This is a genomic window from Aliiroseovarius sp. B-4, from assembly GCF_056857795.1.
Map to the genome: position 1 here is coordinate 230,072 of NZ_JBSXNV010000042.1, position 21,554 is coordinate 251,625.

General features: G+C 59.3%; 21 protein-coding genes. 10 read left to right on the top strand and 11 right to left on the bottom strand.

Annotated elements, in window-relative coordinates:
* Positions 1-11: 11 nt before the first annotated feature.
* The 3 genes from rimO to AC13C8_RS19580 all read right to left on the bottom strand — a co-directional run bounded on the left by rimO (position 12) and on the right by AC13C8_RS19580 (position 3,079).
* Positions 12-1,397: a 30S ribosomal protein S12 methylthiotransferase RimO gene (rimO, locus tag AC13C8_RS19570; RefSeq protein WP_482848777.1), complete on the bottom strand. Its 1,386-nt coding sequence runs from the start codon at positions 1,395-1,397 to the stop codon at positions 12-14.
* A gap of 112 nt (positions 1,398-1,509) precedes the next feature.
* A complete protein-coding gene (locus AC13C8_RS19575) occupies positions 1,510-2,082 on the bottom strand; it encodes a GcrA family cell cycle regulator (protein ID WP_091431487.1) in 573 nt (190 codons plus the stop codon).
* A 109-nt stretch (positions 2,083-2,191) separates the two neighbouring features.
* Positions 2,192-3,079 (bottom strand): DMT family transporter, encoded by an 888-nt coding sequence (locus AC13C8_RS19580; protein WP_091431485.1) that lies wholly within the window; start codon positions 3,077-3,079, stop codon positions 2,192-2,194.
* Between the two features lie 234 nt (positions 3,080-3,313).
* Between AC13C8_RS19580 and AC13C8_RS19585 the strand changes: the two genes are divergently transcribed.
* Both AC13C8_RS19585 and argF read left to right on the top strand, forming a co-directional pair.
* Complete coding sequence (locus tag AC13C8_RS19585) at positions 3,314-4,498, top strand: acetylornithine transaminase (protein WP_482848778.1); 1,185 nt, start codon at positions 3,314-3,316, stop codon at positions 4,496-4,498.
* A complete protein-coding gene (gene argF, locus AC13C8_RS19590; protein WP_091431482.1) occupies positions 4,495-5,421 on the top strand; it encodes an ornithine carbamoyltransferase in 927 nt (308 codons plus the stop codon). Before AC13C8_RS19585 ends, argF begins: the two co-directional genes overlap by 4 nt.
* 102 nt (positions 5,422-5,523) lie before the next feature.
* On the opposite strand, the gene AC13C8_RS19595 is transcribed toward argF, so the two are convergent.
* A complete protein-coding gene (locus AC13C8_RS19595) occupies positions 5,524-5,718 on the bottom strand; it encodes a SlyX family protein (RefSeq protein WP_091432637.1) in 195 nt (64 codons plus the stop codon).
* 147 nt (positions 5,719-5,865) lie between these two features.
* Here AC13C8_RS19595 and hisS point away from each other — a divergent pair, with 147 nt between their 5' ends.
* The 3 genes from hisS to hisG are packed head-to-tail and all read left to right on the top strand — an operon-like array spanning position 5,866 to position 9,132.
* Complete coding sequence (hisS, locus tag AC13C8_RS19600) at positions 5,866-7,341, top strand: histidine--tRNA ligase (protein ID WP_482848779.1); 1,476 nt, start codon at positions 5,866-5,868, stop codon at positions 7,339-7,341.
* Positions 7,334-8,437 carry an ATP phosphoribosyltransferase regulatory subunit gene (locus AC13C8_RS19605; protein ID WP_091432635.1) on the top strand — a complete coding sequence of 368 codons (1,104 nt, stop codon included), beginning with the start codon at positions 7,334-7,336 and terminating at the stop codon, positions 8,435-8,437. Before hisS ends, AC13C8_RS19605 begins: the two co-directional genes overlap by 8 nt.
* Positions 8,434-9,132 (top strand): ATP phosphoribosyltransferase, encoded by a 699-nt coding sequence (gene hisG / locus AC13C8_RS19610; protein WP_091431479.1) that lies wholly within the window; start codon positions 8,434-8,436, stop codon positions 9,130-9,132. The genes AC13C8_RS19605 and hisG overlap by 4 nt, the downstream gene beginning before the upstream one ends.
* 13 nt (positions 9,133-9,145) lie before the next feature.
* Here the strand turns inward: hisG and AC13C8_RS19615 are convergent, their stop codons facing one another.
* The 4 genes from AC13C8_RS19615 to trpS all read right to left on the bottom strand — a co-directional run bounded on the left by AC13C8_RS19615 (position 9,146) and on the right by trpS (position 12,259).
* Positions 9,146-9,787, bottom strand: coding sequence for a TIGR02453 family protein (locus AC13C8_RS19615; protein ID WP_482848780.1), 642 nt, complete (start codon positions 9,785-9,787; stop codon positions 9,146-9,148).
* 50 nt (positions 9,788-9,837) lie between these two features.
* Positions 9,838-10,404: a hemerythrin domain-containing protein gene (locus AC13C8_RS19620; RefSeq protein WP_482848781.1), complete on the bottom strand. Its 567-nt coding sequence runs from the start codon at positions 10,402-10,404 to the stop codon at positions 9,838-9,840.
* 73 nt (positions 10,405-10,477) lie between these two features.
* Complete coding sequence (locus AC13C8_RS19625; RefSeq protein ID WP_482848782.1) at positions 10,478-11,113, bottom strand: CDGSH iron-sulfur domain-containing protein; 636 nt, start codon at positions 11,111-11,113, stop codon at positions 10,478-10,480.
* Between the two features lie 120 nt (positions 11,114-11,233).
* Entirely contained in the window at positions 11,234-12,259 is a 1,026-nt protein-coding gene (gene trpS, locus AC13C8_RS19630; protein WP_482848783.1) for a tryptophan--tRNA ligase, read from the bottom strand.
* A gap of 99 nt (positions 12,260-12,358) precedes the next feature.
* Between trpS and AC13C8_RS19635 the strand changes: the two genes are divergently transcribed.
* Positions 12,359-13,045, top strand: coding sequence for a rhomboid family intramembrane serine protease (locus tag AC13C8_RS19635; protein ID WP_091432632.1), 687 nt, complete (start codon positions 12,359-12,361; stop codon positions 13,043-13,045).
* 5 nt (positions 13,046-13,050) lie between these two features.
* Here AC13C8_RS19635 and murJ read toward each other — a convergent pair whose 3' ends face one another.
* From murJ to AC13C8_RS19650, 3 genes are read right to left on the bottom strand one after another with little or no spacing between them, the layout of a single operon-like run.
* Positions 13,051-14,589 (bottom strand): murein biosynthesis integral membrane protein MurJ, encoded by a 1,539-nt coding sequence (murJ, locus tag AC13C8_RS19640; protein WP_091431470.1) that lies wholly within the window; start codon positions 14,587-14,589, stop codon positions 13,051-13,053.
* Complete coding sequence (locus tag AC13C8_RS19645; protein ID WP_177179353.1) at positions 14,589-17,372, bottom strand: [protein-PII] uridylyltransferase; 2,784 nt, start codon at positions 17,370-17,372, stop codon at positions 14,589-14,591. The genes murJ and AC13C8_RS19645 overlap by 1 nt, the downstream gene beginning before the upstream one ends.
* The gene (locus AC13C8_RS19650) at positions 17,359-18,531 is read right to left on the bottom strand and encodes a penicillin-binding protein activator (protein WP_091432630.1); all 1,173 of its coding nucleotides are present in this window, start codon (positions 18,529-18,531) and stop codon (positions 17,359-17,361) included. The genes AC13C8_RS19645 and AC13C8_RS19650 overlap by 14 nt, the downstream gene beginning before the upstream one ends.
* 81 nt (positions 18,532-18,612) lie before the next feature.
* On the opposite strand from AC13C8_RS19650, the gene rsmI reads away from it, so the two are divergent.
* The 4 genes from rsmI to AC13C8_RS19670 are packed head-to-tail and all read left to right on the top strand — an operon-like array spanning position 18,613 to position 21,424.
* Positions 18,613-19,470 carry a 16S rRNA (cytidine(1402)-2'-O)-methyltransferase gene (rsmI, locus tag AC13C8_RS19655; protein ID WP_482848784.1) on the top strand — a complete coding sequence of 286 codons (858 nt, stop codon included), beginning with the start codon at positions 18,613-18,615 and terminating at the stop codon, positions 19,468-19,470.
* Positions 19,467-19,820 carry a YraN family protein gene (locus AC13C8_RS19660; RefSeq protein ID WP_482848785.1) on the top strand — a complete coding sequence of 118 codons (354 nt, stop codon included), beginning with the start codon at positions 19,467-19,469 and terminating at the stop codon, positions 19,818-19,820. Before rsmI ends, AC13C8_RS19660 begins: the two co-directional genes overlap by 4 nt.
* A gap of 60 nt (positions 19,821-19,880) precedes the next feature.
* Positions 19,881-20,822 (top strand): glutathione synthase, encoded by a 942-nt coding sequence (gene gshB / locus AC13C8_RS19665; RefSeq protein ID WP_482848786.1) that lies wholly within the window; start codon positions 19,881-19,883, stop codon positions 20,820-20,822.
* Positions 20,819-21,424 (top strand): alpha/beta hydrolase fold domain-containing protein, encoded by a 606-nt coding sequence (locus AC13C8_RS19670; protein ID WP_482848787.1) that lies wholly within the window; start codon positions 20,819-20,821, stop codon positions 21,422-21,424. Before gshB ends, AC13C8_RS19670 begins: the two co-directional genes overlap by 4 nt.
* Positions 21,425-21,554 lie beyond the last annotated feature (130 nt).

Consider the following 21,554-nt stretch of genomic DNA (forward strand, 5'->3'; position numbering starts at 1 on the left):
GGTTAGATCGCTCAGGTTTTGGGCAGTCGCCCCCACAAATCATACTCCCCCGCCTCATCCACTTCGACGCGAACGATCTCGCCGACCGTCAGCCCTTCTGTCCCCTCGTCAATGAACAGGTTGCCGTCAATCTCGGGGGCGTCGGCTTTGGTGCGGCAGGTGGCGATGCCGTCTTCGTCGATGTCGTCCACGATCACGTCCATCACCTGACCCACCTTCGCGGCCAGTTTGGCTTCGGAAATCGCCTGCGCCTTCTCCATGAACCGGTCCCAGCGGTCTTGTTTGACCTCGGCGGGAACGTGGTCGGGCAGGTCGTTTGACCGGGCACCGTCGACGTTCTCGTATTGGAAGCAGCCGACGCGATCCAGTTGCGCCTCGTCCATCCAATCCAGCAGGGTCTGGAATTCGGCCTCGGTTTCGCCGGGATAGCCGACGATGAAGGTGGACCGCAGGGTGATGTCGGGGCAATCCGCGCGCCACGCTGCGATTTCGTCCAGCGTTTTTGATGCCGCCGCAGGGCGGGCCATGCGTTTCAGCGTGTCGGGGTGGGCGTGTTGGAACGGAATATCCAGATAGGGCAGGATCAGCCCGTCCGCCATCAGCGGGATCAACTGGCGCACATGCGGATAAGGATAGACATAGTGCAGCCTGACCCACGCCCCGAGCGCCCCAAGATCGCGCGCCAGGTCGGTGATATGGGCGCGGTGGCCCCGATCCTCGGCATGTTTGATGTCGACGCCGTAGGCCGAGGTATCCTGAGAAATCACCAGCAGTTCTTTCACGCCGGCCTCGACCAGCTTTTCCGCCTCGCGGATCACCGCATGGGCGGGACGGCTGGCGAGTTTGCCGCGCATGTCTGGAATGATGCAGAACTTGCACTTGTGATTGCAGCCCTCGGAAATTTTCAGATAGCTGTAATGGCGCGGGGTCAACGATACGCCGGTCGCGGGCAGCAGGTCCACAAACGGATCGGGGCTGGGCGGCACCGCGCCGTGCACGGCATCCAGAACCTGTTCATACTGGTGCGGGCCTGTGACGGCCAGAACGCTGGGATGGGCGCCGCGGATATAGTCTTCTTCCGCGCCCAGACAGCCGGTGACAATGACACGGCCGTTTTCGTTCAACGCCTCACCAATGGCCTCAAGGCTTTCCGCTTTGGCCGAATCCAGAAACCCGCATGTGTTCACGATCACCGCATCCGCGCCGGTATAATCCGGGCTGATCGCATAGCCTTCGGCGCGCAGCCGCGTCAGAATGCGTTCGCTGTCGACGAGCGCCTTGGGGCAGCCAAGGCTGACCATGCCGATGGTGGGTTGACCATCGCGTTTCGGCTCGGAAAACCGGGCTTTCGGGGCAAGGTCCGGGCGCAGCTTGGGTGGGTTCACTGGATATGTCATGGCGCGCATATAGCTTGCATGGCGGAACTTGGAAAGCACTACCGCGCCGTGTCGCCATGCAACAAAAAGCGCGCCGGGTTAGGCGCGCTTAAGAAAAGGTATTGAACCCGGCTTACCGTTTGCGGTCGCGGCGCGAGGACATCGGCTGGAACGCTACGCCCACATGCGCCTCGCAATAGGGTTTGCCCTGTTGCACAGTCAGGCCGCAAAACCAGAAATCCTCGGTCGCGGGGTCGCCGATGGGCCATTTGCAGGTCCGCTCGGTCAGCTCCATCAGGTTCAGTTTTTTCGCGCCCTTTTCGACTTCGCGCACCGAGGCCAGCGCCTCGGGGCTGATCTCATTCGCCGAAGGTTGCGGCGGCAGGGGTTGGCCTGCCGGGATGATCTGTTTGCGCGCCGGGATGGGTTTGATATCCGCAGCGGGCTTGGAGGCGGGCTCCGCCTCTTTCTTCGGGGTCGCTTTTTTCGGTGGGGTCTTCGCCTTGGCCGCTGTTTTTGGTGCGGCCTTTTCCTTGGCAGGTGCTTTCGACCCACCACCGGACCGGTTCGACAGGCCAAGGCGATGCACCTTGCCGATCACGGCATTGCGGGTAACGCCACCAAGTTCTTTTGCGATGACCGAGGCGGATTGCCCCTCGCCCCACATCTTTTTCAGGATTTCAACGCGCTCGTCGGTCCAGGACATATTTCTTCCCGTTCTTGGGGTCGGGACGCGGAGTTACCCAAACGGCCCAGTGAATTCACAAGCGGCTATTTTAGTCATAGTGCCGGGGGATACAAGCACAGAAGCGGCATCAGGCCGCCCTGCGTCCTTCCCGCCAGACCAGAAGCACGCCGCCCGCGATGATGATCGCAGCCCCAAGCAGGCTGGTGGGGACGGGAACGACGCCAAACACGCCGAAATCATACAGACCAGCGAAAACCAATGTGGCATAGGAAAACGGCACGGCAAAGCTTGCATCGGCGCGCCTCATGGATTGGATAAAGCAGGTTTGCGCCAATGCCATCATAAACCCAAGGGCGGCAAGGGCCGTCCATTGCGCGGGTGTGGGGGGCACCCAGACCCAGATCACCGCCATGGTTGCCACCGTCAGGCCGATGCCATTATTGATCCACAGGATTTGCAGCGGGGCTTCCCGACCGGTCAGGCGTTTGATCAGCGTGATCTCCAACCCCATGACCATAGCGGCGGCCAGTGCCAGAAACGCGGCCGGATGAAAGCTGTCCGCGCCCGGACGGATCAGCACGACCGCCCCGATCAGCGCGATGGCAGCCGCGATCCAGCGCCACGGTCCCACCTGTTCCCCCAGCAAGACGATGGCAAACACCATGGCGAAGACCGGGTTCAGAAAACTGATCGCGGTGGCGTCGGCCAGCGGGATGAAGCCAACCGCGGCAAACATCAGGGAAATTCCGGTCCAGCCCGCAACAGATCGGGCGATGTGCAAGGGGATATTCGCGTTGCGCAGGGCCGGACGTTTGAGCGCGACCACCGTGCTGATCGCCAGAAACGCAAACAGAAACCGTCCATGACTGATTTGCAAGGGGTGCAGAGGGTCGCCCAAGCTATCACGCCCGACAAGCTTTGCCATCAGCGTTGTGCCGGCAATCAGTGACGATGCCAGCAGCATGAAACCTGCTGCCGCCAACGGGTTGTGGGTCGGGGTGGGGCGAGTCTCCATTCAACCCGCTTAAGGGTTTGGCGGCGTTCTGAAAAGGGTGGACAGCCGCGTGTCCTTGGCGTAAGCCCGCCTCATGATCAAACGCACGCATATCGCTGACACCCGACGCCGACGCATCCGCGCCTGACGCCTGCCCCGTTTGTTCCCCGCGTCGATGACGCGGCCCTTTCCGAAATTGTTGACTTGAGGCCCGCCATACGGCACCCAAAGGCTTCTTTAATAAAGGATACCGACATGATCCCGTCGCTTCTTCCAACCTATAACCGTGTTGATCTTGCGTTCGAGCATGGCCAAGGCAGCTGGCTTGTGACGGCAGGCGGCGAGCGATATCTGGATCTTGGCGCAGGGATCGCGGTGAATGCGCTGGGCCATGCCCATCCGGCGTTGGTCGAGGCGCTGACTGAGCAGGGTGCAAAACTGTGGCATGTGTCGAACCTCTATACCATTCCGCAGCAGCAGAAACTTGCAGACAAGTTGGTGGATCTGACCTTCGCGGATACCGCGTTCTTTACCAATTCAGGCACCGAAGCGTGTGAGCTTGCGGTAAAAATGGCGCGCAAACATTGGTATGACAAAGGGCAGCCAGAGCGGACGCGCATCATTGGTTTTGAAGGCTCGTTCCATGGCAGGTCGTCCGCCGGGATTGCGGCCGCGGGGGGCGAAAAGCTGATCAAGGGCTTCGGCCCGCTTCTGCCCGGCTTCACCCATCTGCCCTTCGGCGATATGGACGGGCTGACCAACGCACTGTCGGGTGGGGATGTGGCCGCGGTCATCATCGAACCCGTGCAGGGTGAAGGCGGTATTCGTCCGGTGCCGGATGACGAGTTGACCGCGATCCGTGTGGCCTGCGACGAGGCTGGGGCGCTTTTGATTTTTGACGAGGTGCAGTGTGGCATGGGCCGGACGGGTCGGTTGTTTGCACATGAATATTCCGGCGTGACGCCTGACATCATGATGGTGGCCAAGGGTATCGGTGGCGGCTTCCCTCTGGGCGCTGTTCTGGCAACAGAAGACGCTGCCAGCGGCATGGTCGCGGGCACGCATGGATCCACCTATGGCGGCAACCCACTGGCCTGTGCGATCGGGGCGCGGGTTGTCGACATCATAGCCGATCCGGAATTCTTGAACGAAGTGAACCGCAAAGCGGGGTTGCTGCGACAAAAGCTGGAAGGACTGGTGGCAGCTCATCCAAACGTGTTCGAGGCCGTTCGCGGCGCAGGATTAATGTTGGGGTTGAAATGCAAAGCCCCCAATACGGATGTTCTGACAGCCTGTTACGGCGCGGGTGTGCTGTGCGTGCCAGCGGCGGATAACGTGCTGCGCATCTTGCCCGCCCTGACCATCGAAGACGAAGACATTGCCGAGGCCATCACCCGCCTTGAAACCGCTGCGAAGGCTGTGGAGGGCCAGACCCAATGACGCATTTTCTTGATATCAACAAAACCGACAAAGCCGATCTGACCAGCATGATGTCCGAGGCGCATCGCATCAAGCAAGCCCGCGCAGGCAAGCCCAAAGGGGCTTTGGACGATGAACAGCCGCTGAAAGACCATATGGTCGCGCTGATCTTTGAAAAGCCCTCGACCCGGACCCGCGTCAGCTTCGATGTGGGTGTGCGACAAATGGGTGGGCAGACGATGGTTCTGTCTGGCTCGGAAATGCAGTTGGGGCACGGCGAGACGGTGGCCGACACTGCCCGCGTGCTGAGCCGCTATGTCGACATGATCATGATCCGCACCTTTGAAGAAGCGACACTGCTCGAGATGGCGGAATATGCCGATGTGCCGGTGATCAACGGGCTGACCAACCGTTCGCACCCCTGTCAGATCATGGCGGATATCCTGACCTACGAAGAACATCGCGGGCCAATTGCGGGCAAGAAAGTCGTCTGGGCGGGGGACGGCAACAATGTCTGTGCCTCGTTCCTGCATGCGGCGGGCCAGTTTGGGTTTGACGTGACTTTCACCGGACCGGAGGTGTTGGACCCCGAAACGGTGTTTGTGCAAGAGGCGCGTGCCAAGGGTGCCAATATCGAGATCGTGCGCGATCCGGTGCAGGCGGTGGATGGGGCCGATCTGATCGTGGCTGATACATGGGTTTCGATGCACGACGCGCCCTCGGCGCGGGAACGTCGCCACAATCTGCTGCGCCCTTACCAGATCAACGATGCACTGATGGCCCATGCCAAACCGGATGCATTGTTCATGCATTGCCTGCCGGCCCACCGCGAGGAAGAAGTGACCAATGCGGTCATGGACGGCCCGCAATCGGTGATCTTTGACGAGGCCGAGAACCGGCTTCACGCGCAGAAAGCGGTCATGCGCTGGTGTATGGGCGCCTAGCTTTGATTTCGAGTGCGATCAGGGGCTTTGCCTGTGCTTTCGTCGGTGTCAGATGTTGACCAATGCGACACGGTGAATACCCTGGGTCATGAAAACCGGGCGTCAGTAATGCGGTGGGCGTTCGTCGCCCAAGACCACGCCACCGGAATTGGCCTGTTCCCGCTCGGCTTCGCGTTGCATCAACATACGAACGCGGTGGGTCATCTTTGACAATTCGGTATCCTGCCGCGTGACAACCTCGTTCAACTCCTCAACCTGGCGGGACAGGTGGGCGATGCTTTCTTCCAATTGGGTCAGGCGATCGTGTGTCATGGGGGGCGTGATAGCGTGGCTTTGCCGCAAGACCCAGCGGTTTTTTACACAAGCGCGAATGACAGGCTTTCCTTGCCCCTGACGCCCCCATCCGCTAGACCGCCCGCGATACATATTGAACCGGGACCAGTCATGGCCAAGCAGAAAAAACAGCCCCGCCCCAAGGCGATCACGCCCAAGGGGTTTCGCGACTATTTCGGCGCAGAGGTGGACGAGCGGAAACGGATGCTCGACCAGATCGCGGCGGTTTATCATCGCTATGGCTTCGATGCGCTGGAAAGCTCGGCGGTGGAAACGGTCGAGGCGCTGGGCAAGTTCCTGCCGGATGTGGATCGCCCGAACGAGGGTGTGTTCGCGTGGCAAGACGACGACGACAGTTGGCTCGCGCTGCGCTATGATCTGACCGCGCCCTTGGCCCGCGTTTATGCACAGCATCGCAACGATCTGCCCACCCCGTATCGCCGTTATGCAATGGGGCCGGTGTGGCGCAACGAAAAGCCCGGTCCGGGGCGGTTTCGCCAGTTTTATCAGTGTGATGCGGATACGGTTGGCACAGCATCCATGGCGGCGGATGCCGAGATTTGCGCGCTGCTGGCGGATACGTTGGAGACCGTCGGCATCCCACGCGGCGACTATGTGGTTCGGGTGAACAATCGCAAGGTTTTGAATGGTGTATTGGAGGTGATGGGCGTTGACGAAGGCCCCGCCCGCGATGCTGTTCTGCGCACCATCGACAAGTTTGACAAAGTTGGTGAGGCCGGGGTGCGCGAGCTTCTGGGCAATGGTCGTCTGGATGCTTCGGGCGCGTATATCGATGGGGTCGGGCTGTCGGAGGAACAGGCAGAACCCGTGTTGGCGTTCCTGACCTCGAAAGGCAAAACTGCGGACAAGACACTGGCCAACCTGCGCGCTGCCGTGGGCGATAGCGCCATTGGCGCCGAAGGCGTGACCGAGTTGAACGAGATCGCAACTCTGTTGGCCGCCCAAGGCTACGGCCCCGACCGCATCGTTATCGACCCCTCGGTCGTGCGTGGTCTTGGCTATTACACCGGCCCGGTCTTCGAGGCTGAACTGACTTTCGAAATCCTTGACGAAAAGGGACGCCCGCGTCAGTTCGGATCGGTGGCCGGGGGTGGTCGCTATGATGATCTGGTCAGGCGTTTCACTGGTCAGGCCGTGCCCGCGACGGGTGTGTCGATTGGTGTGGATCGCCTGTTGGCGGCCTTGCGCGCCAAGGGGCGGATGGATGGCGAGACTGTTGGTCCCGTTGTCGTGACCGTGATGGATAAATCCCGGCTTGCTGAGTATCAGGCGATGGTGGGCGAGTTGAGGCAAGCGGGTATCCGGGCCGAGGTCTATTTGGGCAATCCGAAGAATTTCGGCAATCAGTTGAAATATGCAGATAAGCGAGGGTCGCCCGTCGCGATTATCGCGGGGTCTGACGAGTTCGAAGCCGGAAAAGTGCAAATCAAGGATTTGGTGTTGGGCGCAAAAATAGCCGAGAACGCAACGCTTGAGGAATGGAAAGAACGCCCCAGCCAGTTCGAATGCGACCGCGCCGATATGGTCGCCAAGGTGCGCGAAATCGTCGAGGGTTATGATGGCTGACAAGGCACGCGTCCGCATCGAGGCCGCGCGGTTTCTGCAATTCTTCGAAAATCACGGCGCAAGCGTCGTCGAAACTGATATCCTGCAACCCGCCGAGACCCTTCTTGACCTTTATGGCGAGGACATACGCGCGCGCGCCTTCGTGACCCACGATCCTGATCTGGGTGAGACGATGTTGCGCCCGGATTTCACCGTGCCTGTGGTGCAGATGCACATGGCGGATGGGGCGGAACCTGCGCGCTATGCCTATATGGGCGAGGTGTTTCGCGCACAGGACGAATCCAAGCATCGCGCGTCCGAGTATTTTCAGGTGGGGTATGAGGTTTTTGACCGTGCCGCCCCGATTGAAGCGGATGCCGAGGTTTTTGCGCTGCTGAAAGAGATTCTTGAACCACTGAACCTGCGCGCCGCAACCGGGGACATGGGGTTGCTGCTGGCCGCCGTTCGCGGGCTGAGCACGACCGAGCGTCGCAAGGCCGCCCTTCTGCGCCACATCTGGCGTCCCCGCCGCTTCCGTGCCTTGCTGGACCGGTTCTCCGGGCGGGCGCCTTTGCCGGAAGGGCGTGATGCGCTTTTGGCGCAGACCGAGCCGATGAACTGCAAGACGCCGCAGATCGGATTACGCTCGCGTGCCGAGATTGCCGAGCGGATTGCGGCCCTGCGCGAAGATGCCGCCGCTCCACCCATTTCGGCGCAAGAAGTCGAGCTGCTGGATGACTTGCTGGGATTGCGTGAAACGACGGCCAATGTATTGGAACATCTGCGCGATCTCGCCGTGGACATGCCTGCGATTGCGCAGGCGGTTGACCGTCTTGAAATGCGTGCCGAGGCTTTGACGCGGCGCGGTGTTGATGTCGCAACGCTCGATTTCGAAGTCAGCTATGGCCGCACCTCGATGGAGTATTACGATGGGTTTGTCTTTGGTTTCTATGCCGAGGCTCGGCCCGATCTGCCCCCCGTTGCGACCGGCGGGCGCTATGATGCGTTGACGCGTGTGTTGGGCAACCAGAATGGTGATGCGCGTGACATACCGGCGGTTGGTGGCGTGATCCGCCCCGAATTGACGCTGGACCTGACAGGCGAGGCGGGGCAATGACCGTGAAGCTGGGCGTACCCTCGAAGGGTCGGTTGATGGAAAAGACCTTTGATTGGTTCGGGGCGGCAGGGATCGAGCTGTCGCGCACCGGGTCCGATCGCGAATATGCAGCCGCCGTTGGTGGGATAGATGGCGTCGAATTGGTGCTTCTGTCTGCCGGTGAAGTTCCGCGGGAGTTGGCGGCGGGGCGCATTCATCTGGGCGTCACCGGGTCCGACCTCGTGCGCGAAAAGCTGGGCGCGTGGGATGAGAAAGTGATCGAGCTTGCACCGATGGGGTTCGGTCATGCCGATCTGATCATAGCCGTGCCGAAATGCTGGGTTGATGTGAACACGCTGGACGATCTGGACGCGGTGGCTGCGGCCTTCCGTGCCAAGCACGGATTTCGTCTGCGGATTGCCACCAAATATCACCGTTTGATCCGTGATCATCTACGCGATCACGGTGTGGCCGATTACCAACTGGTCGACAGTCAGGGCGCAACCGAAGGCACCGTGAAGAACGAAACCGCCGAAGCGGTGGCCGACATCACGTCGACCGGCGAGACATTGCGGGCCAACCACCTGAAGATCCTGTCGGGCGGACCGGTTCACAAAAGCCAGGCCACCTTGTTCAAATCGCGCAAGGCCGATTGGTCTGATGTGGATCGTGCAACGCTGGCAAAACTGTGCCGGAAGCTGGGTATTGAGCGCTAGAGATCGAGCGCCGTCAGGCTGGCAGGTGTTCCACCATCCAGTTGCGCAGTGGGTCGAAGGCTCGTAATGCGTCGGCGATCTTGGTCCCTGCGTCGTGACCCAAGGCGTGATCCAGATGAAAAGCGTCCTGCCAAACGGCGAGACCCTTGTGACGCAGCAATGTGGCGTTGGGGTGATCAGCAGGGTTGGGGGATGGCACGCGTTTGAGCTCCGGTTCCGAGATTCGCAGCCCGTTTTGGCGTGCATCTTCCAGCAGATCCGTCAGCTTGTCGCCCGCCGATCCTGCCACAACGTCGCGCCATAGTGCCAGCCGCTGTTTGTCAAAGGCAAACAGGCCATAACCGATCTTGAGTTCATCGGGATGCAGGCCAAACATCCACGCCGCCCCCGTCGCGGCGTCGCCGAACCCGATATGGACATGGGCGTTAAAGGGCGTTTTGTCCTTGGAAAACCGCAGATCGCGGTGGATACGAAACATCTTCGCAGTGACATCGGTGCCATATCGTGCCGCCAGCCGTGAGGCGAGGTCATCGCAGAAGACTTTGGCCGCGTCCTTCACATGCAAGGTATAGTGTGCTTTGTTTTCGGTGAACCAGTCGCGTGTGTTGTTGGCCTTGAGATCGCCTAGAAAGGCCAGGGTCTCCTTCGTGAACATGTCATTCCTTCCGTATTGGGTGTCTGCGCCAGCGGACGCAGACACCTGTGTTACCCGCGCAATTTGTGATGCAGCAGGATCGGCACGACCAAATCCTCTTCATCTGTCAAATGGCGCGACAGGAAACCTTCAAGCACTTCTGTCATATCGTGCACCGGTTGGGCTTCTTCGCGCGCTTGTGATTCATCCATCTGGGTCAGTGTCACCACCCGGTTGGCTTGCCGGGTGAACCGATCCAGCAGATCGTCCAGCACGACATGGTCAGCCTCCAGCGTGTCCAACCCGTGGTCGAAGCGTGCGTCGGCGGCGGATAGCTCTGGAAAGAGCTTGCGATCTTCCCAATGGTGGTGCCCATGCAGGTTGCGCACCAGCAGGTTCCCATACTGCGACAGGCGCCGCGCGTGATCTTCCGGTGCGATCTGTTTGTCCAGATACCCTTCTGTGTTCAGGCGGATCAACTCGGCCAGTTGTCCAAACATGACATGTGCCCCCATCCAGTTCTGAATGGACGCGGCGAAATTCGGGTCATCCTGCCACGCCTCGCGTGGGTAATCCCGAAGCAACAGGCGCATGTCTTCGGGGAGCGCCTTTTGTCTTATGGTTGGCATATGTGTCATGCAGGAACAGATAGTGTTATGATATAACAATTCAAGCCCCGCAGTCAGTTGCCCGGCTTGTCATCCCAGTTTGTCACCCCGGCGTGTCCTTGAAACCAGCCTGCTTGTGGCTGCCATCGCAGAACGGCTTGTTCTTCGATTGTCCGCAGCGGCACAGATATGCCATGCCCAGCTTGGCAATGCGCTTGCCGGTTCCGGTGCACATCTCGACATTCCCGTCGATTTTCAGGGGACCGTCCGGTTGCCTGTCAACCTTCACTGCGCCCCCTTGCCCGTCCTTTTCCGGCGGGGTCTTTGGTGCAGGTTCACCGGTTGTGGCGAAGCCCGCGTCCACGTGGCTGTTGTCGCAATAGGGTTTATTCTTCGATTGCCCGCAGCGGCACAGGGCCACACGTGTTTGCGTTTCGCCACCCTCGACCGAGATGTCGCCCGCCAGAACCAACGGCCCGTTTTCAAGGATCGCCAGACGGTTGATCTGCGGCGGTTGTTCGTCCCGCCCATCACAACGCCGATAGGCCAATGCGCCAGACGGGCACGCGCGGATCACCGCTGCGACCTCTTCCGCGGCGGCTTGGTCGGGCTGCACCCATGGGCGATTGCCCGGGTCAAACACCTTGGGTAATTGCAGGAAGCAATTTCGCGAATGGATGCAACGCCCAAGATCGAAACTTACGGTGATGTCTTGACCAGTATATTCTTTCCGTTTCATCGCGCGCTCCCTTTGACTGTCAACCTTCAGCCTAGCCGAAATTGCGCGGATCACCAAAGGGCATGAACGCGAAAGGGCGCAGGTGGTTCAGCGCCCTTCAAGTGTGGATGCCGCCCGCGTTTACCCCCGGCGCGACCGCAGAAACCCCATGATGTCATAGGTTTGATCCAGGATTGGCTGGGCGATGGCTTCGGCGCGTTCAGCCCCCCGCGCCAGAACGCGGTCGATCTCGGCCTTGTCATTCATCAGCCGCGCCATCTCTTCTGAAATTGGCCCCAGCTTTGCGACAGCCAGATCGGCCAGGGCAGGCTTGAACGTGCCCCAGCCGGCCCCTGCAAACTCGGTGATGACCGCTTCGGGCGTGGTTTCGGACAGTCCAGCATAGATATCCACGAGGTTCCGCGCCTCGGGGCGACCCTCAAGACCTTCAAGCGTATCTGGCAAAGGTTCCGGATCGGTGCGCGCCTTCTTGAACTTCTTGGCAATCGTGTCGGCGTCATCGGTCATGTTGATCCGCTCCATGTCGCTTTCACCGGACTTGGACATCTTCTTTGATCCGTCGCGCAGGTTCATCACGCGCGTTGCCGGCCCTTCGATAATCGGTTCGGGCAGGGGGAAAAAGCCTTCGGCCCCATAATCATGGTTGAATTTGGCGGCAATGTCGCGCGTCAGTTCGACATGCTGCTTCTGATCCTCGCCCACAGGCACATGGGTTGCGTGATACAGAAGAATGTCGGCAGCCATCAGCGCAGGATAGGCGTACAGGCCCAGCGACACCTTCTCGGCGTTCTTGCCAGCCTTGTCCTTGAACTGTGTCATGCGGTTCATCCAGCCCACGCGCGCGACACAGTTGAACAGCCATGCAAGTTCGGCGTGCGCGGGCACCTGACTTTGGTTGAAAAGAACAGATTTCGCCGGGTCGATCCCTGCTGCCAGATAGCCCGCGGTCACTTCCCGGGTGGCATCCTTCAGCTCTTTCGGGTCTTGCCAGACGGTGATCGCGTGCAGGTCGACGACGCAAAAAATGGCCTCGTAATCCTGCCCTTGCATGTCCACAAATCGCTTGATGGCACCAAGGTAGTTGCCCAATTGCAGCCCGCCCGAAGGCTTGACGCCTGAGAAGACGCGTGGCGTGTGATTGGTCATGTTTTCACTCCGTCTGGATTTCTTACCTCCCGTCGCTTACCCATGTGGGCAAAGGCCGTCAAGAAAGGCCCGCATGGAAGTGGCCAAGGAGAGCCAGTTATGAGCAGTTATCGCGAAGAAAGCCCCGTGAACCCTTTGCCGCCGGTGGTGATCGCGTTGGCGGTGTTCCTGATCGGGATCGAACTGGTGTTTGCTGCGGGCAGCCGAGGCTTCATTGGTGGGCCACAGGCCGCAGGCTGGCGCATCACGATGATCGAGGAATGGGGCTTTCGCGAGCCCCTGTTTGCCTGGATGGTGGAAAACGGGCGCTTTCCGCTGCCGGATCTTGCTCGGTTTTTCACCTATCCGTTTCTACACCTGAGCTTCACTCACCTTCTGTTTGTGCTCGTATTTTTACTGGCGCTGGGCAAGATGGTGGGCGAAGTGTTTTCTTCTCTCGCGTTTCTGGTGGTGTATTTCGGTGCCTCGATCGGCGGGGCGTTGGCCTATTGGATGGTATGGGACACACCGGTAGTTCTGTTTGGCGGATTTCCCGCTGTTTATGGGCTGATCGGGGCCTATACGTTCATTTTGTGGACCAATCTTGCCGCGACCGGAGGCAACCAGCTTTCCGCCTTCCGTATTATCGCGTTTTTGATGGGATTACAGTTGATTTTCGGGCTGCTGTTTGGCGCAGGTCTGAATTGGGTGTCAGAGATTGCAGGGTTCGTCACTGGCTTTGGCCTGTCTTTTCTCGTCAGCCCCGGCGGGTGGTCAAACGTGCTGACCCGGTTGCGCAGGCGGTAGGCATATCAGCCCCGGCGCAGAGCGCCTTTGACCTCGGACAGGCGGAAGGCACCAAACAGTTGCCCCAGGCAACCATAGGTGACGATCCCGCCAACGACCAGGATGACAAGCGCCACGATCTTCAGGCCGGGAATGCCGAACATTGGGCCCATGACGAGCACCAGAACCCACAGCACCGCGCCCATGGTCCAACTGGCCGCCGCCAGCCGCCAGAAGCGTCGCCAAAAGCGCGCGTCAAACCTGGTGTCGTCTCCCATCCGGGCCGCGCCGATCCATGTCAGGCCCGTGATCGCCCAGCCCGCTACAGTTGTTCCGATGGCGGCAGCGATGAAGCCGATCCAATAACTTAGCCCGACAGCGACCACCAGATTGACGATCATCCCGACGATGGCGAAGTGAAACGGCGTGCGGGTGTTTTCGCGCGCGAAATAGACCGATGCCAGCACCTTTTGCAGCACGAAGGCGGGCAGCCCAGCCCCGTAAATGGCCGTGGCCAGAGCGGTCGACGCGGTGTCATCCGACGTAAACGCACCGCGCTGGAACAGCACTTCGATCAGTTGGGTCGGGACCACCATCAAGGCAACCGCAGCCGGAAAGGTCAGGGCCAGCGACAACTCGCCAGCACGGCTGAGCGCATTGCGGCCAGCCAGATTGTCCCCGGACCGCAGGTTGCGCGACAACTCGGGCAGCAGAACGATCCCGATGGCGATGCCGACGACGCCCAGCGGCAGTTGATAAAGCCGGTCGGCATAGTAAAGCCACGCCACCGCCCCGTCGAAGAAGCTGGCCACCTGACGACCCACCAGCAGGTTAATCTGCGTCACGCCACCTGCAAGCGCGGCGGGGGCGGCGATGATGAAGAGGCGTTTCAACTCTGGCGTCATGTGTGGCCTGCGCGGCACAAGGCGATAGCCTGCCCGACTTGCCGCCACCCAGACCAGCACGACTTGCGCAATACCTGCAACCGGAACGGTCCAGGCCAAGGCATTGCCGATGTCATAGCCAAAGCTGTCAGCGATAAACATCGCCACGATGAAAATCACGTTCAGAAGCACCGGCGCCGCCGCTGCGGCCATGAACCGGCCTGTGGCGTTCAGCACGCCGGACAGCAAAGCCGCCATTGATATGAACAGGATATATGGAAATGCGATGCGCCCATAGGTGACGGCAAGGTCGAACCGGCTGTCATCGGCAAAGCCGGACGCCATGGCATAGACCAGCGCGGGCATGAAGATTTGCGCGATTATAGTGAAGATCACCAGAATGAAGGCCAGACCGGACATGGCGTCGCGCGCGAACTCCTTCGCGCCTTCGCCGCCCTCGTGCTTCTTGGAAAACATCGGAACGAAAGCGACGTTCAACGTGCCTTCGGCAAAGAACCGACGGAACATGTTGGGCAGGGAAAACGCGATCAGAAACGCCTCGGCAACCGCCGATGATCCCAGAAACGCGCCGATCATGATGTCACGCACGAAGCCAAGGATTCGGCTGGCCATCGTCCAGCCGCCCACGGTCATGAAGCCTCGCGCCAGTCTGGAAGCCATTACGCCGTAGCCCTTTCGGCCGATTGCTCGATCGCCTGCCGCAGTTTGGCTTCAAGCTGCAATTTCTTGTGCTCGGCCATGATTTTCAATCCGAACATGTCCTTGACGTAGAAGGAATCCACCACCTGTTCGCCATAGGTGGCGATCACGGCCGACGCAATATAGATATTCGCATTCGCCAGTGTCCTTGTCAGGTCATGCAGCAGGCCGGGGCGGTCGCGTGTATCGACCTCGATGATGGTATAAATCTCGGATCCGTCATTGTCGAAAGTAATATGCGTGGGCACCTTGAACACACGCTCGCGCTTTTTCAGCTTGTCACTGTTGGCGTTGGCCTCGGTCGCGATGACCTCGCCCCTGAGCAGGCGGTGAAGCATCTTTTCAATGCGTTCCTTGCGCGCCACGTCAAACGGATGACCGTCTGAATCCTGCACCCAGAAACAGGCGGTCGCATACCCGTCTTTCGAGGTATAGGTCCGCGCATCCACGATATTGGCCCGCACTGCCGTCAGCGCACCTGCGATGCGCGAGAAGATGCCCGGATGATCCGCGAGCGCGAAATAGACACGTGTCACATCGCGTTCTTCATCTTCGTAGATGTCGATCCGCACCTCATCATCCTTGATGTCACGCAAGAGCTTGGCAAAGACCTTGTGCGCGGTGACATGCAGCCCCTGCCAATAACTGTCATAGTGGCGTGCGGTCTCGGCCCGCAGGTCTTTGGCGGTCCAGTCGGACAACTCCTGACGCAGGGCGCGTTTGGCCTCGGTGCCGCGGGTGGCGCGGTTCAGATCCTCCATCCCCTCTTCCAACGCGCGTTGCGTCTGGTTGTAAAGCGTGCGGATCAGTGTGGCTTTCCAATTGTTCCAAGTGTTCGGACCCACACCGCGTATGTCACAGACTGTCAGCACTGTCAGAAGCTCCAGCCGCCGCATGGTTTTCACAGCTTTTGCGAAATCCCGCACCGTGCGTGGATCGGCAATGTCGCGTTTCTGCGCCATGTCCGACATCAGCAGGTGATAGCGGACAAGCCATTCAACAGTGGCGCTATCCTTGGCGTTCAATCCAAGTCGGGGGGCCACTTTGCGGGCGATTTGTGCGCCAAGAATGGAGTGGTCCTGCGGTCGCCCTTTTCCGATATCATGCAGCAGCATTGCCACCATAAGCACTTTGCGGTTGATGCCTCTATTCAGGATCTCGGTCGAGATCGGAAGCTGGTCCCCCAACTCGCGCCGTTCGATCTGCGCGAAGTTCGAAATCACCTGAATTGTGTGCTCATCCACCGTATAGGAGTGGTACATGTTGAACTGCATCATCGCCACGATCGGCTCGAACTCGGGGATGAAGGCAGCCAAGACGCCCACCTCGTTCATCCGGCGCAGCGCACGTTCCGGGTTGCCGTGTTTCAACAGAAGACCAAGGAAAATCCGGTTGGCTTCCTTGTCGTTGCGCATATCGTCGTCGATCAGATCAAGATTGGCGGACACCAGACGCATGGCGTCCGGGTGGATCAGCATGCCGGTGCGCAGGCCTTCTTCGAACAGGCGAAGCAGGTTCAACTTGTCGGACAGGAAAGCGGTGTCACTGACCACGTCAAGACGGCCGTGCTTCTCTTTATACCCCGGTTTCAGGCGCTTGCGGCGCTTGAACAGCCGCAAGAGCGCCGGAGCCTCTTTCAATTGCGCAGCTTCCAGCGCGCTCAGAACGATGCGCGTCAGGTCGCCGACCTGGGTGGCGTGAAGAAAATAGGCCTGCATGAAATGTTCGACCCCCCGCCGCCCTTCGGTATCCTTGAACCCAAGACGATCCGCAACCTCGACCTGAAGATCGAATGTCAGTTGGTCAGAAGGTCGATTGGTCACAAGGTGCAACTGGCAGCGGACAGCCCAAAGGAATTCCTCGGCTTCGCGGAAGGTTTCGTATTCATCTTCGGTGAACACGCCTTTCAAGACGAGGTCCTGCGGTTTCTTCACTCGGTGCTGGTATTTGGCGACCCAAAACAGGGTTTGCAGATCGCGCAACCCGCCCTTGCCCTCCTTCACATTGGGTTCGACCATAAACCGCTGATCACCCTGCTTTTCATGCCGGGCATCGCGTTCGGCAAGTTTGGCTTCGATGAACTCGGCCAGCGTGTTCTTGAACAGCTTCTTCCAAAGCTGATCGGCAAGTTTCTGGGCCAGTTCAGCATCTCCGCAGATGTGACGCTGTTCCAGCAATGCGGTGCGGATGGTGAAATCATCATGGCCAAGACGCAGGCAATCGTCGATCGTCCGAGACGCATGGCCAACTTTCAGCCGCAGATCCCACAGCATATACAGCATGCTTTCGATGACGCTTTCGGCCCAAGGGGTGATCTTGTACGGCGTCAGGAACAACAGATCGACATCGGACTGGGGCGCCATTTCGGCCCGACCATAGCCACCCACAGCCAAAAGCGCGATACGTTCCGAGGCGGTAGGGTTGGCAAGCGGGTGCAAACGTTCAATGGCTACCCGGTATATGAGAGAGACAATCCCATCCGTCAGAAAGGCATAAGAGGCGATGGCCGGATAGGCCTCCAACGGGTGTTCGGCCAGCGCAGAGGCAATGGCAGTGCGGCCCGACTTCATTGCATTGCGCAACAACGACACCGTGGCATTTCGCACCGTTGCCGCGTCAGGCGCGCCCTCGAATATGGGCTGCAATTCCGCCCACAGCGCGTCACCATCAAAGATGTCGCGCGACGGACAGATCAGATCGGGGACCGGGGGGAATGCGTCCCGGTTTGGCTCAGAACCCGGCACCGCCGAAGCTTCTGGGTGCAGGATCGATCACGACGACCTGATTGTTTCGAACCTGAGCGACCGCCAACCCGCGCTCGTTCGTGCCGTTGGGGCGCAGGCGGAAGATGCCGTTAACGCCTACAAACCCTTGCGATTGCGTCAATGCGGTCGTTGTCAAAGCATTTGCACGACCAGATTTCGCAAGCGCGCCGATGGCCGCGATGCCGTCATAGGCAAGACCGGCAATCGGGTGCGGTGCTGCGCCATATCGAGCCTGATAGCGGCTGGCAAAACGGCTGGACAATCCGGGGTCGGGCAGGGCGAACCATCCGCCCTGAACGCCGGGCAGGGCCAGCGCGTTTGACGGGATATCCCAGCGTTGCAATCCGATGAATTGGGTGGTGGTCGGGTCGACGCCATTTTCCGGCAAAAGACCGGCAAGGAACGGCAACGCGCCTGACGTGCCGGATGTAAAGAATACCGACTGAGCGCCCGAACTTTTGACTTTTGAACTAATCGCAGGCATCGCGTTTATGATACCATTTTGCGTCAAATCGAACGATGCAGTCCCGGCGAGCGTCGCGCTTGAATTCGCAATCGCTGCGCGGATGGCGTTGCTGCCCTGAACCTCGGCCGGATCATTGCCGTGCAGGACCATGATGCGGCCTTTGCCACTGCGCGCAGCATAGCGCACCAGGCGGTTTGCGACGTTTTCGAACGTGTTGCCCAGAACAAAGACGTTGCCGCCGGCAATGTCGGTATTGTTCGAGAAACTCAACACATTCACATTGCGCCGTGACACTGCCACACCGGCAGCGTTTGCACTTTGGGCAAAGACCGGTCCCAGAATGATTTTTGCACCGTCGTTCACAGCTTTGGTCGCCATTGCGCCCGCTTGATTCGGGCTTCCACCCGTGTTGTAAACCCGCAGGTCGATTTCGACCCCAGACAGTTCTGCCATCGCCATGCGGGCGGCGTTCTCAAGTGATGCAGCAAGGTTCGCATCATTGGCCGATCCAGACCCGCCGGGCACCAGAAGGGCCACCGGCACAGGCTTTCCGGGATTGATGTTCTGTCCGGCCTGAGGACTGGGGACGCCACATGCGGCAAGCGCGGACAGCCCTAAAGTGGCAAGCAGCAAGCCGATCGCCTTGCGGGTGCGGACGAAAACAGAGAACATACCAAAATCCTTTCCCAAGCACGGCATCGAACTGCCGATGCAGACGGGCATATCATAGACTCAACAATCGACAGGTCCAGTGTGAAACCCCAAAACACCCAGCTTGATCCGGGCTTCTATCTTGTGGCGACCCCCATCGGCAACGCGCGCGACATCACGCTGAGGGCCTTGGACGTTCTGGCATCGGTTGATGTGATCGCGGCTGAAGATACCCGCACGACGCGCAAGCTGATGGATATTCATGGCATCGCACTGAATGGGCGCAAGCTCATTCCCTATCACGACCATTCCGGGGACGCCGCACGGGCGGGCATCGTGAAGCTGATCGCTGCGGGCAAATCCGTCGCGTATGCCAGTGAAGCGGGCAGCCCACTGATTGCCGATCCCGGGTATGCGCTTGCGCGTGAAATGTCCGACGGTGGGTATTATGTCACTGCCCTTCCAGGTGCTTCTGCAACGCTTGCGGCGCTCAGCCTGTCAGGGTTGCCTACAGACCGATTTCTGTTTGCCGGGTTTCCGCCAGCGGCCAAAGGGGCGCGGGCAACATGGCTTGCCGAGTTGTTGCCCTTGCCAACCACGCTTGTCATCTTTGAAAGCGCCAAACGAATTCAGAAATTGTTAGCTGAATTGTGTTCGTCTGGAGCGGAGATGCGGCAGGCGGCGGTGTGTCGTGAACTGACCAAGAAGTTTGAAGAGGTGAAGCGTGGCACCGTGGCCGAACTCGCGGAGATGCTGACCGAGAAACCGATCAAGGGTGAAGTCGTCTTTGTCCTCGACCGGCCCGGCGACGTGCAAGACGAAGGGGCGATGGAAGATTTGTTGACCAAGGCCATGGAAGATATGTCGATGAAAGATGCCGTTAATGCGGTCGCACAAGCACTGGGTCTGCCCCGTCGCAAAGTATATCAGGCGGCGCTTGAGCTTGGACGGCAGGAATGAGCGGTCTTGTCTCCTACCTGTCCGGGCAGACCGCCGAGGAAACGGTTGCGGCTGATTACCTTCGCAGGGGGCAGAAGGTGGAAGCGCGCCGTTGGCGTGGCACTTATGGCGAGGTTGACCTGATCGCCCGCGATGGCGATACGGTGGTATTTGTCGAGGTCAAAAAATCCCGCGACTTCTTGCGCGCGGCTGAAAGGATCACGTCCGCACAGCTTGAGCGCATAAATGCCACGGCCTGCGAATACCTTGAAAACGAACCGAAGGGCCAGATGACGCCGTGCCGCTTCGACGTTGCCCTGGTCAATGCTCAAGGCGTGACCGAAATCATCGAAAACGCATTGGCCTATTGAAGCCCATTGCGCATTGGCGTCTGCTGTCCCATTTAAGGGAAGCAAAAACAGGAGTGCGCCATGTCGCTGAAAGTCGCCATTCAAATGGATCCGATCAATCATGTTGACATTGATGCGGACAGCACGTTTCGGATCGCGGAAGAGGCACAGGTGCGTGGGCATTCGCTGTTCTACTACACGCCCGATCATCTGAGCTATCGTGAAGGCAAGGTTTGCGCCCGCGGCTGGTCTTTGACCGTGCGCCGCGAGAACGGAAATCACTTCTCCCTGGGCGAACAAACAGATGTTGAACTGAAAGATTTCGACGTCGTTTGGCTGCGGCAGGATCCGCCATTTGACATGAGCTACATCACCACCACTCATATTCTGGACATGATCCACCCCGACACATTGGTCGTGAACGATCCGTTTTGGGTGCGAAACTATCCCGAAAAACTGCTGGTGTTGGCGTTCCCGGACCTGACGCCCCCGACGATGATCGCGCGCGATTTCGCGACGTTGAAATCGTTCAAAGCCAAGCATGGCGACATCATCCTGAAACCGCTTTACGGAAATGGCGGGGCCGGGGTCTTTCGGCTGGACGCCAATGACCGCAACCTTGCCTCTCTTCACGAGCTGTTTGCGGGTATCAACCGCGAGCCGTTGATTGCGCAGAAATTCCTGCCCGACGTTTCAAATGGCGACAAGCGCATCATCCTTGTGGACGGTGAGCCAGTCGGCGCGATCAACCGTGTGCCCGCCGCCGGCGAAACCCGATCCAACATGCATGTGGGCGGTCGTCCTGAAAAGATCGGGCTGACGGAACGCGACCTGGAGATTTGCGCTGCAATTGGACCGCTCTTACGCGAAAAAGGGCAGATATTCGTCGGGATCGACGTGATCGGCGACTACCTGACCGAAATCAACGTGACCTCGCCGACCGGCATTCAGGAACTGGAGCGGTTTGACGGTGTGAACATTGCCGAAAAAATCTGGCAGGCGATCGAGGCACGCCGGGCGTGAGCTGGCAACTGACAGCGGCCAAGCTTTGCGGGCGTCTGTTTGTCAAAACCCGCCTGCGACACTTGAAAGACATCAGCCCAGCCCGGCGTGAACTAGAGCGTGTGGCGGACTGGATGTTTCATGCACCACCGTTTGCTTGGTATCGCGACGCCCTGTTGGGCAACTCGCTCAAGGCTTTATGGATCGAAACCCGCCCGGCTTCGCACCCCGCGCCAAATGATAGGGTCATTCTATATTTGCATGGCGGCGGCTTTGTTGCGGGATCACCGCAAACCCATCGAAAAATGCTGGCAAGGTTGTCGTGGTTGACCGGCCTGCGGATTTGCGTTCCGGATTATCGCAAGGCACCTGAACATCCGTTTCCGGCGGCGCTCGACGATTGTGTCACAACCTATGAAGCATTGATCGCGAATGGCTACGCGCCGCGAAACATCATCATCGGCGGGGACAGCGCAGGAGGCGGGCTGACCTTTTCGCTGCTTGCCCAGATCGACGGGCGGCTGCCCGCGCCGCGTGCCGTTTTTGCCTTTTCACCGATTGTGGATTTGCGGTTCACCTCGCCTTCGTTCGAAAGCAACAAAACGAAAGACCCGCTTCCGTAATGGGGCGGGCCTCTGTCAAGGGTTTCGGGCAAGTCAAAAATCCCGGCGAAGATCTCAACTTTCACCGAGTTTTAAGGCACAGATTCAGAAGCTTTCTTTTTCTTTTTCACTGCACCCGCACGTCAGGACT